Origin of the sequence: Haliscomenobacter sp. (genome assembly GCF_040403615.1) — a bacterium.
Taxonomy (GTDB): Bacteria; Bacteroidota; Bacteroidia; order Chitinophagales; family Saprospiraceae; genus Haliscomenobacter.
Window position 1 is genome coordinate 73,975 of sequence record NZ_JBBAKG010000010.1, and the last position, 16,374, is coordinate 90,348.

A 16,374-nucleotide genomic window follows, 5' to 3' on the forward strand; every position below is an offset into this window, starting at 1 on the left:
TCTTTACTACGGTTCATTCAGAACGACCATTTACTTACAACCAAACGAAAACAAACATGTGGAAGGAATTTAAAGAATTTGCCTTGTCAGGCAGTCTGATCGACACGGCTATTGCCTTTGTAATGGGTGCAGCATTTGGAAAGGTAGTCACTGCCTTTGTGGAAAAAATGTTTGCGCCAGTAGTCGGCTTACTGTTGGGTGGCATTAACCTGGCCGACAAGAAATGGGTACTCAAAGCCGCCGTAGGCGACGCACCTGAAGTGGCCATTGCCTGGGGTGCCTTTATAACTGCCAGCATCGACTTTTTGGTGGTGGCCTTCATCATGTTCCTGGTCATCAAAGGGATCAATGCATCCAAGCGCAAAGCAGTGGAAGCAGCACCAGCCGCTCCTGCTGGCCCAACAGACATTGAGTTGTTGGGGGAAATCCGGGATTTGTTGAAGAAGTAAGTTTTAGTTATTAAGTATTGGGTCGCTTCGACTTCGCTCAGCGGCCCAATACTTAAAACAGAAACATTACATCTTCACCTTCGACTCAGCCCACCATTCTTCGTTCTCCCAATAGTTGTCCCAGCCCAGGCTGCGGTATTTTTCGTTGATCTCTACATCGCGTTCGCCGATGGAGAACTCTTTCAGGATATCATTGGCAAAGCGGAAAAGGTCTTTTGACCAAATCACAGGTTTGGATTTGCCGGTTTTGTAGCTTGTCCAGGTACCATCATAGCGGATGCCACTGCCTTGATTGGGGGTAGCCGAGAAAAACCAGAGTTCGATCGGCGCTTTGTCGTAGGAACCAAAATCCATTTTCAGTTTTCCAGTGAATTTTCCCGAGTATTTACTCAAGCTGTCTTCGGCGAGGGTAAAGGTGCCGTTGGTAGAGTAGATGCGTTGTACGCCCATGTCGCCTACCTCTTCGGTATCCAAGTTGGGATCACTCACCTGCGCCAAGCTGTCCAGGCGGAGGGTACCTTTGAAAGCAGTAACTACTTTCTTGTGGCGGTTTTTACCGGTAATGTGATAGAGGAAAGGATCTTTGGCGTCTTTGGTTACTTCTGAAAAATAGAATTCAATTTTGTAGCGGTCTTCCCCGTAAAAACCCAGTTCAGCCCAGTCGTGGCTTACAACGACATTGGACAAATCTAGGGTATCCAGAATGCTGTGCATGCCTGCACTGGGAAGCCATTTCAAAGTAATTGGTTTAATTTCGTTTTCGGCAATGTCTTCTGAGCGGAGGGTATCTGCCCCTTCGGCATGGGTAGTCAGCGGCGTTGGTTCTTCGGTTGATTGTTTGGCTGCTTTTTGGGTGCATTGCATCATGCTGAAACAGCAGAGCGCAAAAGCAGTCACAAACAAGGAAATCTGCAAAAGTTGTTTTTTCATGGTATTGTTTTATGTTGGTGTTTTAAAGTTGTCAGAACCAAACATGCTTTTGAGCATAAACGCTGCCCAACCCAAATAAATGAGCACATCGGCCACAAAAAGATTGCCCACCCAGGAGAGCCAGGTCACGGTCAGGTAGGTTTCGATGGGCTTGGTACCCAGGTAATAAAACAGAATATAGCTCTCGGTGCGCAGGCTCATGGCCGCAGTTGTTACCGCCAAACTGCGCAGCATGGCGTTGGCGTGTTTTTCCCATTGCTTTTGGCGGGCGTATTGCCAGGCTTGCCAAGTAAAAAGCCACCAGACGATGCACTGAAAGGTAAAACCTACCCGCGCGGCCAGTCCACCATTGGCATAAATGGCCAGACCCAATCCTGAAGGGCAAGCCAGCACCAAAATGACCAATACGTAAACAAGCCCTAGCCAGCGGTGCAGCAATGGCCAGCGGCGGTACAAAGCTGGAATAAGCTGTAATGCACCAGTTGTCATCGCAAACCAACTGCTGGCAATGTGGATGTAAAAGGAACCCTGGAAAAGAGGTTTGTCAAGTACCGCATCTGTCTTTGTGCCTAAAAAGCCATGCAAAGGATTGAAACTGAAATAAGGGATGATTTTGGTGCCCATGAGGCAGGCAAAGGCTAGGATACTTGCCGCAACGACAAGTAAGAGATTCTCGAGAAAAATGTGAAAATTGCGGTTAATGGTTGCTGGCATAGTTTGTTTCAGGGGTTTAATTTTCCGATCAACCCCGATATATCTTCCAAAAGTACAAAAAACACAAAACAAACGCCAGGAGAAATATTTACTGGGTTTTCACAGGGAACTTCCAGTTACAATCTCTGATTGTCAAAATTACACTTTCTCTCCGAAGGGCGATAAAAAAACAAATGTTCATTTTGCCCCAATACCAAGGTCTTTTTCTGATCTCCTGCCGTCTACACACGAGAAGTCCAATTTTTCTTTACCTTTGTACCAATATTTTACCTTCCGATACTGGGATATGTCGCTGGATACCATTAAGAAGCCAATAGATCAGGAACTTATCAAGTTTGAACAGCATTTCAAACAATCCATGCGCAGCTCTGTTCCGCTGCTGGACAAAATCACCTATTACATTGTACGCCGCAAAGGGAAGCAAGTCCGTCCGATGTTTGTTTTTCTGGCTGCTCAGGTATGTGGGGGGGTTGTGGAAGCAACTTATGTTGCCGCCTCCCTGGTTGAACTGCTCCATACCGCAACTTTAGTACACGATGATGTAGTGGACGATTCCATGGAACGCCGGGGATTCTTTTCGGTCAATGCTTTGTGGAAAAATAAAATTGCAGTGCTGGTTGGTGATTTTTTGCTTTCCCAAGGGTTGCTTTTGGCCATCCGCAACAAGCAGTTTCGAGTACTCGAAATTGTATCTGATGCCGTAAAAGCCATGAGTGAAGGCGAATTGCTGCAAATTGAAAAAGCCCGTCGACTCGACATCAAAGAAGAAATTTATTACGAGATCATACGCCAAAAAACCGCTTCGCTCATTTCTTCGGCCTGCCAGGCTGGAGCTGCTTCGGCTACTACCGACGAGGATGCCATTGAGCGCATGCGCCTATTTGGAGAAAAAATTGGCCTTGCCTTTCAAATTAAAGATGACTTATTTGACTTTGGTGTCGATGATGTAGGCAAGCCCTTGGGAATCGACATCAAGGAGAAAAAGATGACCTTGCCCCTGATTTATGCGCTCAATGAAAGCGACGCCAGTACGCGCCGACACATCATTGGTTTGGTGCGCCGCCACAATGAAAACCCCGAAAAAGTCAAAGAAGTAATCGAGTTTGTCCGCCAAAGTGGAGGCATCCAATACACCGAAAAGGTGATGCTGCGTTTCCGGCAAGAAGCATTTGATATTTTGGAAACTTTCCCGGAATCAGCATCCAGAACGTCGCTCCGAGACCTGGTGACTTTTGTAACCGAGCGAAAGAAGTGATCAAAATCCCTTCTTCCCTTTCATCTTTTTTTTCAGGTTTTTGGTAAAAAAGTGCTCATCTATTACCCCTATCAGGCGGTTCCAGGGGTTGTAAACGGGCAATGCACCCGCATCGGAAACTTGAATAATGCCAAATGCCTGCTGTAGGTTATCCGCACTTACCAAAGGATGGATATCGGGCAGCATGTATTCACTCACCAGTGCATCTAAATCTTTTTTCTTGCGCGCTTCCATCAGCCTGAATTCAGGCAAGACACCCATCAGGTTTTGCCATTGGTCAAATACCAGAAAATTTCGCTCCAGGCGAAGTTGATAAATCTCCAGCACATCCCGAATGCGATCCGTAGTATACACCCGCGTGAAATTTCCCCGCATCATTTGGTCTACTTTGAGCTGTCCGACCAAGTGCTCGGTTCGAACCGAACGGTATTCATTTTCAGCGGTAAAGAATACAAAAACGCTAATCAAAACAAACATGGGGTTGGAATGAAATGCATTCACATCGGGGAAAAAGAACGCCAACAGGCCAGTCCCAATTGCAAGCATGAACACCGCCAGAAGCTGGCCAATTCTTGCCGCTACCAAGGTTGCTTTTAAGCGACCGAGGCCGATAGAAAGCAGTGCCCGCAATATCCTGCCTCCATCCATCGGAAACGCTGGAATAAGGTTGAAGCCGGCCAGGATGACATTGAGGAAAGCCATGAAAAAGAGAAAGCGATCCAGGTCAGAATATTCGTTTAGAAAATAATTGCCTTCGGAAAATACCACCCCATTGACAATCTCCCAGCGTTGCTCCGGGCTGAACTTTAAAAGATAAAGGCTTAACAAAGCCGCAATGGCCACATTGACCAAGGGGCCGGCAATGGCTACCCAAAACTCGTGCGCTGGTTTTTCGGGCAAATGATCCAATCGAGCAACCCCTCCAATGGGCAGCAAGATGATGTCCCGGGTGTTGACTCCATACCGACGAGCAGTCAAGGCGTGTCCAAATTCGTGCAAAATCACCAAAAAGAACAAAACGAACACAAAAATGGCCGACCACATCATGGCCAACTTGTCCCAATTGGTATCGTATCCTGCATACAGGACATAACCCAAAACCAATACAAAAAACGTCCAGTGAACCCGAATCGGGATGCCAAAAACACGGGCAAATCTAAATGCTCCAGTCATAAAAATAATGCGTTGAGGTAGTGTGGCGTTGAGTGAGGCAAAAATTTGAACCCTTCTCTGCCTTATTAGTTTTTAACCGCGGGTTTGTTTGCTACCGATTCCATTTGCACCTTCCAGCCTGCACTTTCGCCAATGAAGCGGATCAAATCCAGGATTTGGATGCCTTGGTCGCGAGCCTGTTTGATTAAATCACTCTCACGGGCTTTTTGTTCAATCAGGTCGCGGGCTTTCTTATTGAGCTTGTTGTAATCTTCCGGGCTGAAAGTATTGAAAGAGCCCTCCGAAATGTCGTAATAATCAATGCTGTGGTCAATAGAAATGATTTCCGGCTCTTTGGGAATATTTTTGATGGTTATCGTTTTCAGGGCGGTATCTGCTTTGATGTCCAGTCCTTCCAAATTATAACCTACTGACACCTTTGCTTTTACGCGAAGCAAAGCTTTTTTCCTAAAAATCCACCAATCGTACCGCCAGTAATCTTTGTGGTTGTACAATTCTGAAAAATAGCCTTCAATGGTAACCAACTTGGCCACGGTGCGTATTTTTTCCAAAAGTACCGTAGCTTCTTCCTGCGTAACTACGTGTTCTTTGGGAAGAAAAATGCTGCGGGCTATCCAAAACCCGGCAATAAATACCCCAACGATGACCAATCCAAGCAATAAACGACGCATAGCTGATTATTTTGGCTCAAGATAATTAATAGAAATAATGTCTAATCCTTATTTTTCCTCATCCTCTGGGCTGATTTCTTCGCCGGCTTTTTTGTCTTTCACTTTAGCACTCACCGGATAGCGCACTCCACGGTAACTTTTAAGGATGACTTTAACCGATCCTATCGAGATCGGAGATTCAATCATCAGTGGAAGGTGGTTTTTATCGTCGGTTGCCCAAATGGTCAGATTCGAGCTTTCTTTAAAGATATAGCCCTTAATCACTTCAGGATTGAAAGCAACTGTATTGAAATGGCCCATCCCACGAATTTTCTTGTTGGGGAATTTTCCTTTGTAATTCACCTTGAGTGGCCAGGTCTTTTTGTCGATGAATATTTTGATGGGAAAATCTTGTCCGGGGCGCATTTGATCAAAGTTGAGGTTGCGTGCACAGTAAATCATCGAGAGAATGTCGTGAATGCAGGCATCTGCGTCGTATTCGGTCAATTCCGCCACGTCTTTGGTTTTGCCTCGCAGGGATTTGATCTTGCGGTTTTCGCGGTCAAAAGTCAATTTATCGTACAGGGTGTAATTGCCTTCATGCACCTCTCGAGTAGAGGAGATGGGCAGTAGGTTGGTTTTGTCTACATAGACATCATACTTGTCGCGAACCTTGAAAAAGGCGTCGTAGCCCCTGTACGTTCCCCCATGGGCAGAAAAATGGTAGCGATCCCCCTGCTCTTCCACCTTGAAGACCACCTCTCCGGCAGACATCCAGATGAAATTCCAGTTGTAAAATACCTTGTAAACCATCTCTTCGCCATGCTTGAACACCTGGTTGTCCATGTCGCACTGGTCGCCCGCATACATCGGAAGGTGATTGGGTTTTCGTTCTGGTTGGGGCAAACGGAATGCCACCAATACAAACACCAGTGAAAAAATGCCAACTTTCATCAGCCTGGAGAAATTCATAAGTATTTCATTTTGATTTCAAGAAATATGTCCAAGGGCTACCCTTAGTATGACGCAAAAAATTACTTAAACAACAAAGTAGTCAGCAAGGATGCTGCCATTCAGCTTTTTTTGACTATAAAAATCAATCCAAGTAACGCCGGGAATACCAAGTTTAGTACGAACAAGGTATAGGATGCCGCCAGGATACTCAGGGAATTGCCTCCCCAAATGCCCCATACCAACAGGGCGATCTCGCCGCGGGCCAACAAGCCCAATACTGGCGGCAAGGGAATGGCAGTTTGCAACAAATAAATGGTACCAACGCCAGCCAATGCTGCATCCAGCGGAAGTTGAATGCCATAAAACCGCAGCATGGTATAGTACTGGATGCTGTACAGCAAATAGCGCAGTAACGCAAAGCCCAATCCACCCAGAAAAGTAGCCCGTCGATAATGTTGCATTACCTCAAGAGCTTGATTCAAAATAAGTTGGACGTATCTCCAGCACCCTTTCCAGGTTTTTTGCTGGTAATGAACTGAGTAATGATGCAAAAGCGAAGGGATGCCCACTACGCCTATGATCAACAATAAAAAAAAAATAAAGGATACCGCCAGCAGCAAAAGATCCCGATTTTCAACTTGCCAATGGCTGGCATACTGACCCAACCACAGCAATGAAGGCACCCCCATCCCCAGCAAAACCAAAAATTGGCAATAGTTTCCTGCGGCAGTAGCCAAAATAATTTTGGCTTTTTGGGTTTCAGGTGCCAAAAGCCAGCGCCCCAGGTAATCGCCACTGCGATTGGGCAGAAGCATGGAGGCTGCAACACCCGCCAATACCGCTTGTAGGCTTTGTCCAAAATTCATCCCACTCCAGGGCTGGGTAAATTTTCGCCATTTCAAAGTCTCCAACAGCCAATTGCAAGGCATTAGCAGGGCGCACCATAAAAACCACTGCATTTTTGCACCCGAGAGGTTTTGACGAAACAATTGCCAAAGCTGCGCAAAATCGTTGCGGCGAAACAACTCCGCATAGAAACCCCATACAATCGCGGCGACCAACAACAGCCGCAACCCGAGCCATGCCCTTTGCTGGAAAGTTGCCTTTTGAAACCAATTGCCTGGAGAAGGTGTAGTGTTATGCAAAACAAAGAGTTTTAAAAAGTTTGTTTAGCTGTAAAAATAAAGCTACTTTGCAGCAAAAAACAGCGGGTGGCAGAAAAACTGGAAACTTATCGCATTTTAGGGGTAGATCCCGGAACCAATATCCTGGGCTACGCCATTTTAGAAGTTCATGGCGCAGAATTAAAACCTACCGATATTGGGGTCGTGTACTTAAATCAATTTGAAGACCATCCCCAAAAGCTCAAGCATATTTTTGAACGGCTTACCAGCATCATTTCGCAATACGGACCCCGCTATCTGGCCATCGAAGCACCTTTTTATGGAAAAAACCCCCAATCCATGTTGAAGTTGGGTCGTGCACAAGGCGTGGCCATGGCAGCAGCCATCACCAAAGGCTTGGAGATCACCGAGTATTCGCCCAAAAAAATCAAACAATCCGTAACAGGCAATGGAAATGCGGCCAAAGAGCAGGTAGCCGCTATGTTGCAGAATACCCTCAAAGTCAATCTGGATGGCCAATACCTGGATGCCACCGATGCACTGGCGGCAGCTGTTTGTCATTACTACCAGTCGCGCTCGCCGCTGGGTGGGTCAGGAAAAAAATACAACGACTGGTCGGCGTTCATCAAAAATAACCCCGACCGAAAAGGATAAGTAATTTTTTGCGTCATACTAAGGCAAGCCAAACCCAGTAACCATGCCAAAGACTTATTGGAACAGCGTCAATCCTTACCCCCAGTGGTTCAACCTCGTCAATCGTCGAACCTTGAGGGCGGATTTTATAGCCGGGCTTACGGGTGCAATCATCGCATTGCCGCAGGGTCTGGCTTTTGCCATGATTGCGGGATTGCCGCCCGTGTATGGCCTGTATACGGCCATTCTACCGCCCATCATTGCCGGGCTTTTTGGATCTTCGCTGCACATGGTATCTGGCCCCACTACTGCCAATTCGCTGGTTATTTTTGCGGCATTGAGCCCCATTGCCGTCCCAGGAACGCCCGAATACCTCAGCCTGGCACTGGTGATTACATTCATGGTCGGCCTGATCCAATTGGGGTTTGGACTGGCTCGTTTGGGTGTTTTTGTCAATTTTGTATCGCATACGGTAGTGGTAGGTTTTACCACTGGCGCTGCTATCTTGATTGCCAACAGTCAATTAAAAAACGTATCGGGCATTGTCATTCCGAATGGATTGAGTGCCGTGGAAACGCTTTATGTTTTTTGGGAAAAATTCGATACCGCTAATTTTCAGGTTTTCACCGTTGCGGCCATTGCTTTTTTGGTTGCCCTGATCATCAAGACTTTGAATTCCAGATTGCCTTATTTGATAGGAGGTCTTTTGGCGGGAAGTGTGGTAGCTGCCCTGTTTGGTGGAGCTGCCGTTGGAATCAAATTTGTGGGCGCTATTCCGCGAGGTTTACCGCCATTGAGTTGGCCGCATTTTTCCATTACTGACTTTTCCTCGCTATTCCCCAGTGCCTTTGCGGTAGCCATGATTGGATTGATCTCGGCCATTGCCATCGGCAAAAGCATTGGCACGCATTCGGGGCAAAGAATTGACAGCAACCGGGAATTTATTGGTCAAGGTCTGGCCAATATCATTGGAAGTTTTTTCTCTGCATATGCTGGTTCCGGGTCATTCACCCGCTCGGGAGTCAATTTCCAGGCCGGTGCCAGAACGCCTATTTCGGTGGTTTTTGCATCTACCCTATTGTTGCTGATTGTGCTTTTCATCTCACCCCTGGCAGCCTATTTGCCCATCCCTGCAATGGGTGGAATCATCATGCTGGTGGCTATCAACCTAGTTGATATTCCAGAAATCAAGAGCATTGCCAAATCAAGCAAGCTGGAAATGACCGTTTTTTCCAGCACTTTCATCGCTACCTTATTGTTTGATTTGGAGTACGCTATTTTTCTGGGCATCATCATTTCGTTGACATTCTTTTTGTACAAAGTAGCTACGCCCAATATCGCCACCATGGCCCCCGATCCCAGCAAACCCGACAACAGTCTCACCTTTATTAAGCGCAAACCGCAATTGCGCGAATGCGCTCAAATCAAAATTATCCGCCTCGACGGTCCGATTTTTTATGGCGCAGTAGACCATATTTCCGATTTTTTTGACGCAGTGCGCGAAGGGAATCAGCAATATTGCCTGATCCTGTGCGAAGGGGTCAATTTTATCGGTTTGGCTGGGGCGCATTGGTTGTACGAAGAGGCCGAGCGCTGGAAGGCACGGGGAGGAGGGCTCTACCTCAGCAACCTGAAGGTAGTAGCGCAAGACGTGCTAATCGCCAGTGGCTATAAAGCTCAAATTGGGGAGCATCATTTTTTTCTGGCCAAAAAAGAGGCCATAGAATACATTTACACCCTTCTGTCCAAAGAAGTTTGCCGCAGTTGCGAGCGACGGGTGTTTAGGGAATGCCGAGAGAAGGCAGCAAGTTAGCGGCGATTTCTATTCGCCAAAATCTACAACAATGTACTGATCGGTGTGGCTGATCGGGTATTTTCTGGCTGCAAAAAATATTGCCTCCAGACCGAAGCGCTGGGTCAGTGATGGGGATGCTTCAAATGGCTCAGCTAGTTCAAAAAAGCCTTCGGCAAAGCGCATTTCCAATTGCAGTGCAGAAATAGTTTCCTTCAAGAAATTCAAACTCACTTTTTGTCCGTCTGCATGAACTTCCAGGTAGGCCAGGCTGGATCCACAAGCAGAGTTGGCGCGCGGTGCATCCTTGCTTTCTACCGCATTCAGCTTGCAAATCCCCATGCCTCGACAATCTCTGTTGATTAGTCCATAGACTACTTCCACTAAGATCGGGGTCACACCCAAATGGTGGCCCTTTTTTAATGCAGCAATGCTGGTCATACTTTGTGTTGTCATTTTAACCCGTTATTTATTTGATGTCTACAAAGTTCGACATTGCTGCGTTAGAAAAAAAGGCATTTTTGCACCAAAATGACCACCCCAAATTTTTTCGAATAACCAAACACAACCACGTAAAATAACTACTTATCCCCCGGTACTCCTGTAAGCAAACTGAAATAATTGATATAAAATCAAGAATTCAATAATTTTCATCATCTAATATTTGTCCTTTTCGTATTGATAAACTATTTTTACTTTTAATCGTGTGTGTTTTTACGCTTATTTCTAAATTTCTGATTCATGGAAGAATTCAGAGAGTTGGCGCTTTTGTTGAGAAATTATTCCGCAGATGCGCAAATTCAGGTAATCGACAACCACACGATCAAGCAGTTTCCGTTTTGGGAAACGGACTTACCTGATGATAATATCAATCAACCTATTGCAAATGGCAATGAATTGTCGGCTCTAAACTGTCAGGACAAATTGCAGTTGCGTACCCGATTTTGGAACACGCTGCTTTTTTTAGACCTGAATCAAGAAGAATTGAGTGATGCGAGCAGGGTTGCTTATTTGTGTTGGCAGCGGCTGGCAACACTAAAAACCCTAATGGCGGCTGGTGCCATCAAATCCCTCAAGGAGATTGCCGAACCGCTGTTGCAAACGGCCAAAGAGTATGAGCTGACCTTGATCCTGATTGAAACTGCCACCCAATTGCGGCAGCTTTCTGCTTTGCACGATGGCAACATGATCGGATTTGACCACTATTGCCAATTGATTGGCCAATATGAGCAAGTACTCAAAGCAGAACAAGCGGCAGACGATGAATACGATGCTTTTTTAATGGAACAGATCAATCCTGCGTCCAACACCGATTCGTTAATTCAATTTGCCTTGAATGCGTGTCAACGCCTGGAACCATATGCACAATCCTGTAAATCGGCTTCTTTTATGATCAATTTGTATTTTCTAAGATTGCAAGCAGCTGTTTTACAAGCCAATTGGACCGATGTGGTACGGATTGGTGGGCAAGCAGATAGAATTTTGCGCGGCAAAGCCATTGTTCAAACAGCTAAAGTGAGTGCATTTTTGCTCAGCCAGGCGCTGGGTATTGCCAATTTGGGTGATTTGAAGCTGGCGCTGGAAACAATCGATAAAGCCATTGCTTTGGAGGTAAATGGCAGTCGCAACTGGTACCGTTTGCAGGAATTAAAAATTCGGTGGCTGTTGCACCAAAACCAATACCCGGCCGCGCTGGATTTGTGTAAGGTTTTAAACGGGAAAAACAAAGTAGGAGAATGGGATATTGATCAAAAACGCCTGTTCCATACGACATTAATGTACCTCTCGGATCAAAAATCATTGCCCATTTCTACCCGCGAAAAGGGCATCCTGATGACCCATTGGATACCCATGTGGGGCAGTCAGCTGGATGAAATGGACATCCAGAATCCCGATCACGAAGCCAGTATATTGTTGTTGCAATTGCCCAAATGGGTAGGCAAAGGTCAGGCTGGCGCTTTGGCAGCACGGTTTCGGCACTACCTCATCACCAGCAAGGCTTGCGCTCCTCAATCGGCCAGGTTTGAAGTCCTGATTGAAACCCTGGAAGCACTATCAAACACTACAACTCCTGATGCGGTGATCAAAGCTGCTTTGCAAAAGCTGCAAGCACTACGCATCGATTATTCAGCGCCGGAAGCTGCCCCAGAAATTTTAAGGATTGAACATATCCTGCAAATGCTGCAGCATTGACCATATTTATGCTATTGTGAATCATACTCCTGCAAAATGACTGACCTTTTAGAACTGACTCAGATAATGGATGGGTACAAGCTTCGCCAAATTGAAGTCCTGACCCGTCCTTTACGCCCTGGCATTCAAGAATCCCGCTATCGACTGATGTACCATGCACTGGCCAATGGCGACGTACATACCGAAGAAGAGGCGGCTCAATTGCTGGGATTGGACGTTAAAGGACGGCCTTTTCGGCGCTTTTTGCTCGAATTTCGCCGAAGATTGTATGCCCCATTGCTGTTTTTGGATACCGAAAGCAGCGAGCAATTCAACGCTACCCAAAAAGCCAACTTTGAATGCCTGCGCAAGCTTGGCATTTTTCAGACCCTGTTGCACCGCAAGTGCTTCATCAACGCCGCAATGCTTGCAGAGGAGATCGTGGAAATCGCCGCGCAAAATGACGTCACCCTCGTTGCCCTCGAAATGGCCACTTACCTCAAACGGTATTTTGTGGAGCAGGAACCTAATCCTGATAAATACAGGTACTATAAGGTGTATGTGGAACGGTTCCGGTTTGATTGGGAGGCGGAGAATAAGGCGGCAGAGTGCTATTCTGCAGTTATTGCACCTGCTATAAAAAAGAAATCTAACCAATATGACATTGCATTAAAGTCAAAAGAATTACTAAATATTCTTGAACCCTATTCAAACAGATGCAACACAATCCTCTTTTTAGCGGGATATTATGGGGTAATGTTAACGGAAAAGATGTCTCTTTTTGCGTGGAAAAAAGCACTTGATATTTGCGATATTGCTATTGAAAGACTCAGGGCAAAGTCTTGTTTCTCGCCAAGAATGATTGGCTTCTTTATGATTAATAAGACGACCTGTCTCTCTATGCTAGGGCAATACGAAGAAGCAATAAAGCTAAACATAGAATGTGCTGATTTTGAAGTGTATGGCTCAAGAGGATGGTTTGTAAACCAAGATGTTCAGGTTTCAGTTGCATTAAGAGCTGGCGAATATTCACTAGCCCATTCCGTCGCAGAGAAAGTCATTTCAAATCCTATGTTCAAACTAATGCCGAAAATCATGCATGAATCTTGGCAAATACTTTTTTCTTATATTTCCGTTATTCAATCCATTGGAAAAGTGAAATTAAACGCCAATGATAACATAGTTTTTCAGCAATTTAAACTTAATAAATTCTTGAATGATGTCCCTACTTACTCGAAAGACAAAAAGGGTTTGAACATTCCAATACTAATTGTACAACTGTTGTTTTTGTTGCATCAAAAAGAATATGAGCAAGCTCATGAACGTCTTGAAGCTTTACGAAAATATCGAGTGAAGCATTTTAGGTATGATGCCGGCAACTTTCGTACGCAACTGTTTTTGAAAGCCATTACTACAATGGCGGGATCCGCATTTAACAAAAAGAAATTCATTAAGAAATCTCAACCATTTATAGAACAGCTAAGAAATACGCCAATTGGGTATCCTGATCAACATTATAAAATAGAAATAATTCCATATACGCTTGTTTGGAATTGGATGGTTGAAATGATTGATCAGTAATTTTCTCGAATTCCAAGTCAATAGTAAAGTGGCGGCAAGTTTCTTTCACCTTAAAGAATCGGCATTTATAACTCGTTAAAATAACGTGAGTTCAGGGATTTATCGCACAATTACATCTATTCATCTTGTAACCCGCCGCTTTATCGGCGGGCTTAAAACATACCTACCCCTCACATCTATCATCCTTCCAGTGGCTTGCATCCAAATATTGATGCGCGCTCTGGAAGGATGATAGATGAGAGTGTGTGTACGGCCTTGAGCCCCCGACTAAAGTAGAGGGTTACAAGATGTTTGATGTGGTTTGTGCTTTTACCTGGATGGTAAAACCGTATTCCCTCCATGTGGAATCCCCGAACTCACGTTAAAATAATAAATCGACTCCATTAGTCTTCCCCTTCCCCAAACTCACTTCAACACTCACTTCTTCTTTTGGAGAAACCTCCTCTTTCCCTGGTTCATTCTGATTCCCTAGTCCGAGCAATTGCATGAAAAGGACAATAGCTGCATTGATGATTATGGTATTCATAGCTTTACAATTTTGGGTGTGCTTAAAGTGATTATCATCAGCAAAGCTATCGGCTAGCACCCTGCCAGTCACGGCACTTTTGCAGGGTTTTGAGCAGGTCATAAAAGTCATTTTGCCCCAAAAGCAGGCGTTTTGAACCCCTCAAAAATTACTTTTTGAATCAAACGAGAGCTGTTTAGGGCAAGAAAAATCAGGCAAGCACCATCAAAAAAGTAAATTTTTAATCCTAAAAAATAAATACAATTCATTAACAATAAACACATTAATTAATTTTAACTTTATTTTTCATTAAATCTCTATTGTCTTTTTTTGAGTTAAAACGCAATTGGCGCACCCGCTACTTCTGCTTTTCTTTGTTCTACACAACACACACGAGGGAAAGCGGTCTTTCCCAATAAGTTCCTCCTATTAACTAACTGTTGCCAAAACCGAAGCGTGGCGGTTTCGCTGCGCTTTTCTAAAACAAAACGCGATTGCACTATATCGACAATAGGACACTGTAAGAAATCACACTGTCTGATTTTGTTTAAATATAACACTGTAGCTGAAGTGTTTATATTTTGTCCTAAAGAAGCCCATCTGGTAGCACCGCCTCCGCTACCGGGGGCTTCTTTTTTTTGTTTATATCCCAATCCCCACGCGCCGCATCAACACAGAAGCATTGAAACTTTGACTGATGCCTGGCTTCAAAGTATAATCAAAATACAATTCATCTTCCTCAATACTGACTTCCATGCACAGGTTCTGAATCAAGCCGGGGTTTTCTGCTTCCATGGCCGTCAGTTCCAGGTCATGGGTAGCCACAAACCCAGCACTTTCATACCGCAACAGTTGCAACATCAATCCCCTAGATCCCTGGTGGCGGTCTCGGGAATTGGTGCCTTTCAGGATTTCATCCAGCAAAAAAAATACACTCGGGCTTTGCCCTTGTTGACCAATCACCTGATCGAGCAACGCCCGCAAGCGATAAAGTTCGGCATAAAAAGAAGAGGCGCTGGCCGAAAGGTCATCCTGGGTACGCATGCCAGTAAACACCAAAAGGGGCGGTAAGCTGAGTGCGGTTGCACAAACCGGTGCTCCTGTCTGGGCCAGCACAATGTTGACACCCAAGGCCCGCAACCAGGTACTTTTGCCCGCCATATTTGATCCGGTGAGCAATTTGATGTGTTGTTGGGTAGCCATGCTCAGGTTGTTGCCTACGCGGCGCGAAGCAGGTATGAGCGGGTGTCCCAAATTTTGGGCTTGCAATACCGCTTCGGTATGTAGCATCGGAAAAGCCCAATCTGGTTGATTGTAATGCAAGTTGGCCAAACTACACAAAGCATCCAATTCACCCAAAGCAGCAAACCACCCGGGTAGTTGAGTTTGGTATTCCGCCTTCCATTTTTCCAATTGGTACACCCATTGCAAGTCCCAGACCCCCACCAGGTTCAGAACGATGGCAAAAGGGTTGTTGCGCACGTTCAATTGTGACAAGCAATAAGAAAGGCGGCGAATCGCTTTTGAAGCGCCATATTGGGCACCAGCATGCAGAAAACTTTGCTGCTGCTTTTGCAAGAGTTCCGTCTTTACCTCCAGGTTTTCAATCTGCTGAATCAGTACCGCGTATCGCAGCAACCAGGTCTCCGCTTTGGCGGTATGCTCAATGGTGAGGTTGACCTGAGCGAAGGTCTGGCGCAGCAACAAAGCTGCTGGCAACACCGCCACCAATACCAACAGCAGCGGATAATTGGGTAAAATCACGATCAAAGCCGCGATGGCCCAAATCGGCAACAGCACCAAGGCCCAGCGCATCCAGGGCCGATTGTACACAAAAGAAGGTTCTTGCAACCATTTTTGTAAGGAAAGCTGGTATTGCACTTCATCGGTTTGCGCCAATCCATAGGCCCTGAAATGTTGCCGCCAATCCAGCAGCGTTGCCAATTCCTGAACGGCCACCTGGCGGGCATGGATCAATTCTGGAGCAGCAGGATGCTCCAGGTATTTCGCCAATTGCTGGCTTCCTGATACGGTTACCGTCCGGTTGCAAAACTGGAAGATGGAATGCGGCCCAAACAAATCCAGATCACTTGAATAGGGGTGTTCTGGATTGGCGAATGCAGCGCCATCTGCAAAATCGGCAAAACGGTATTCCAGCGCGGCTTGCTCTTGCTGATTGACCAGCGCCAACAAGCGGTGGTGTTGCTCGGCTTCTTGTACTTTGCGGTGGCGCTTTACCATCCACAAAAAGGAAGCGATGGACAGAAGCGCCCAGCTCAGCGCAAAACTCCAATGCTGTTGCGCCAAAAAAATGATGAACCCGATGGCCAAAACGAAAAACAACAGTCGCCCCAAAGAGAGTAAGTTGTAGCGTTTTTTCAATGAATCGGCCTGTTCCAGATGGTGTTTGTTTCTTTCCTGATAATTCATGTTGCGAATATT

General features: G+C 45.7%; 15 protein-coding genes. 6 read left to right on the forward strand and 9 right to left on the reverse strand.

Annotated elements, in window-relative coordinates; all coding sequences use genetic code 11:
• The first annotated feature begins 56 nt into the window (after window positions 1-56).
• Window positions 57-449 (forward strand): large conductance mechanosensitive channel protein MscL, encoded by a 393-nt coding sequence (gene mscL / locus ABW391_RS05320; protein ID WP_353480797.1) that lies wholly within the window; start codon window positions 57-59, stop codon window positions 447-449.
• A 66-nt stretch (window positions 450-515) separates the two neighbouring features.
• Here mscL and ABW391_RS05325 read toward each other — a convergent pair whose 3' ends face one another.
• Window positions 516-1,379: a hypothetical protein gene (locus ABW391_RS05325; protein ID WP_353480798.1), complete on the reverse strand. Its 864-nt coding sequence runs from the start codon at window positions 1,377-1,379 to the stop codon at window positions 516-518.
• 9 nt (window positions 1,380-1,388) lie between these two features.
• Window positions 1,389-2,093 carry a DUF2306 domain-containing protein gene (locus tag ABW391_RS05330; RefSeq protein WP_353480799.1) on the reverse strand — a complete coding sequence of 235 codons (705 nt, stop codon included), beginning with the start codon at window positions 2,091-2,093 and terminating at the stop codon, window positions 1,389-1,391.
• A 286-nt stretch (window positions 2,094-2,379) separates the two neighbouring features.
• On the opposite strand from ABW391_RS05330, the gene ABW391_RS05335 reads away from it, so the two are divergent.
• A complete protein-coding gene (locus ABW391_RS05335; RefSeq protein WP_353480821.1) occupies window positions 2,380-3,348 on the forward strand; it encodes a polyprenyl synthetase family protein in 969 nt (322 codons plus the stop codon).
• On the opposite strand, the gene ABW391_RS05340 is transcribed toward ABW391_RS05335, so the two are convergent.
• The 4 genes from ABW391_RS05340 to ABW391_RS05355 all read right to left on the reverse strand — a co-directional run bounded on the left by ABW391_RS05340 (window position 3,349) and on the right by ABW391_RS05355 (window position 7,270).
• Window positions 3,349-4,521, reverse strand: coding sequence for a site-2 protease family protein (locus ABW391_RS05340; protein ID WP_353480800.1), 1,173 nt, complete (start codon window positions 4,519-4,521; stop codon window positions 3,349-3,351).
• 65 nt (window positions 4,522-4,586) lie between these two features.
• Entirely contained in the window at window positions 4,587-5,192 is a 606-nt protein-coding gene (locus tag ABW391_RS05345; protein WP_353480801.1) for a DUF4230 domain-containing protein, read from the reverse strand.
• 48 nt (window positions 5,193-5,240) lie between these two features.
• Window positions 5,241-6,143, reverse strand: coding sequence for a DUF3108 domain-containing protein (locus ABW391_RS05350; RefSeq protein WP_353480802.1), 903 nt, complete (start codon window positions 6,141-6,143; stop codon window positions 5,241-5,243).
• 101 nt (window positions 6,144-6,244) lie between these two features.
• Window positions 6,245-7,270, reverse strand: coding sequence for a lysylphosphatidylglycerol synthase domain-containing protein (locus tag ABW391_RS05355; protein WP_353480803.1), 1,026 nt, complete (start codon window positions 7,268-7,270; stop codon window positions 6,245-6,247).
• A gap of 66 nt (window positions 7,271-7,336) precedes the next feature.
• Here ABW391_RS05355 and ruvC point away from each other — a divergent pair, with 66 nt between their 5' ends.
• Both ruvC and ABW391_RS05365 read left to right on the forward strand, forming a co-directional pair.
• Window positions 7,337-7,903, forward strand: a complete 567-nt coding sequence (gene ruvC / locus ABW391_RS05360) for a crossover junction endodeoxyribonuclease RuvC (protein WP_353480804.1) — start codon at window positions 7,337-7,339, stop codon at window positions 7,901-7,903.
• Between the two features lie 43 nt (window positions 7,904-7,946).
• Entirely contained in the window at window positions 7,947-9,695 is a 1,749-nt protein-coding gene (locus tag ABW391_RS05365; RefSeq protein WP_353480805.1) for a SulP family inorganic anion transporter, read from the forward strand.
• Between the two features lie 9 nt (window positions 9,696-9,704).
• Here ABW391_RS05365 and ABW391_RS05370 read toward each other — a convergent pair whose 3' ends face one another.
• Complete coding sequence (locus tag ABW391_RS05370) at window positions 9,705-10,130, reverse strand: hypothetical protein (protein ID WP_353480806.1); 426 nt, start codon at window positions 10,128-10,130, stop codon at window positions 9,705-9,707.
• A gap of 285 nt (window positions 10,131-10,415) precedes the next feature.
• On the opposite strand from ABW391_RS05370, the gene ABW391_RS05375 reads away from it, so the two are divergent.
• Window positions 10,416-11,867: a hypothetical protein gene (locus ABW391_RS05375; RefSeq protein ID WP_353480807.1), complete on the forward strand. Its 1,452-nt coding sequence runs from the start codon at window positions 10,416-10,418 to the stop codon at window positions 11,865-11,867.
• A 36-nt stretch (window positions 11,868-11,903) separates the two neighbouring features.
• Window positions 11,904-13,427 (forward strand): hypothetical protein, encoded by a 1,524-nt coding sequence (locus ABW391_RS05380; RefSeq protein ID WP_353480808.1) that lies wholly within the window; start codon window positions 11,904-11,906, stop codon window positions 13,425-13,427.
• Between the two features lie 361 nt (window positions 13,428-13,788).
• On the opposite strand, the gene ABW391_RS05385 is transcribed toward ABW391_RS05380, so the two are convergent.
• Together ABW391_RS05385 and ABW391_RS05390 are read right to left on the reverse strand one after the other, a co-directional pair.
• Window positions 13,789-13,953, reverse strand: coding sequence for a hypothetical protein (locus ABW391_RS05385; protein ID WP_353480809.1), 165 nt, complete (start codon window positions 13,951-13,953; stop codon window positions 13,789-13,791).
• A 621-nt stretch (window positions 13,954-14,574) separates the two neighbouring features.
• Window positions 14,575-16,362 (reverse strand): MutS-related protein, encoded by a 1,788-nt coding sequence (locus ABW391_RS05390; RefSeq protein WP_353480810.1) that lies wholly within the window; start codon window positions 16,360-16,362, stop codon window positions 14,575-14,577.
• Window positions 16,363-16,374: the final 12 nt, after the last annotated feature.

What these genes read in the sequence shown, in the direction of transcription:
- ABW391_RS05370 (WP_353480806.1), bottom strand. Translation starts at nt 10,130, where the DNA reads ATGACAACACAAAGTATGACCAGCATTGCTGCATTAAAAAAGGGCCAC.
- ABW391_RS05365 (WP_353480805.1), top strand. Translation starts at nt 7,947, where the DNA reads ATGCCAAAGACTTATTGGAACAGCGTCAATCCTTACCCCCAGTGGTTC.
- ABW391_RS05330 (WP_353480799.1), bottom strand. Translation starts at nt 2,093, where the DNA reads ATGCCAGCAACCATTAACCGCAATTTTCACATTTTTCTCGAGAATCTC.
- ABW391_RS05345 (WP_353480801.1), bottom strand. Translation starts at nt 5,192, where the DNA reads ATGCGTCGTTTATTGCTTGGATTGGTCATCGTTGGGGTATTTATTGCC.
- ABW391_RS05380 (WP_353480808.1), top strand. Translation starts at nt 11,904, where the DNA reads ATGACTGACCTTTTAGAACTGACTCAGATAATGGATGGGTACAAGCTT.
- ABW391_RS05335 (WP_353480821.1), top strand. Translation starts at nt 2,380, where the DNA reads ATGTCGCTGGATACCATTAAGAAGCCAATAGATCAGGAACTTATCAAG.
- mscL (WP_353480797.1), top strand. Translation starts at nt 57, where the DNA reads ATGTGGAAGGAATTTAAAGAATTTGCCTTGTCAGGCAGTCTGATCGAC.
- ABW391_RS05390 (WP_353480810.1), bottom strand. Translation starts at nt 16,362, where the DNA reads ATGAATTATCAGGAAAGAAACAAACACCATCTGGAACAGGCCGATTCA.
- ABW391_RS05325 (WP_353480798.1), bottom strand. Translation starts at nt 1,379, where the DNA reads ATGAAAAAACAACTTTTGCAGATTTCCTTGTTTGTGACTGCTTTTGCG.
- ABW391_RS05340 (WP_353480800.1), bottom strand. Translation starts at nt 4,521, where the DNA reads ATGACTGGAGCATTTAGATTTGCCCGTGTTTTTGGCATCCCGATTCGG.
- ABW391_RS05350 (WP_353480802.1), bottom strand. Translation starts at nt 6,143, where the DNA reads ATGAATTTCTCCAGGCTGATGAAAGTTGGCATTTTTTCACTGGTGTTT.
- ABW391_RS05385 (WP_353480809.1), bottom strand. Translation starts at nt 13,953, where the DNA reads ATGAATACCATAATCATCAATGCAGCTATTGTCCTTTTCATGCAATTG.
- ABW391_RS05375 (WP_353480807.1), top strand. Translation starts at nt 10,416, where the DNA reads ATGGAAGAATTCAGAGAGTTGGCGCTTTTGTTGAGAAATTATTCCGCA.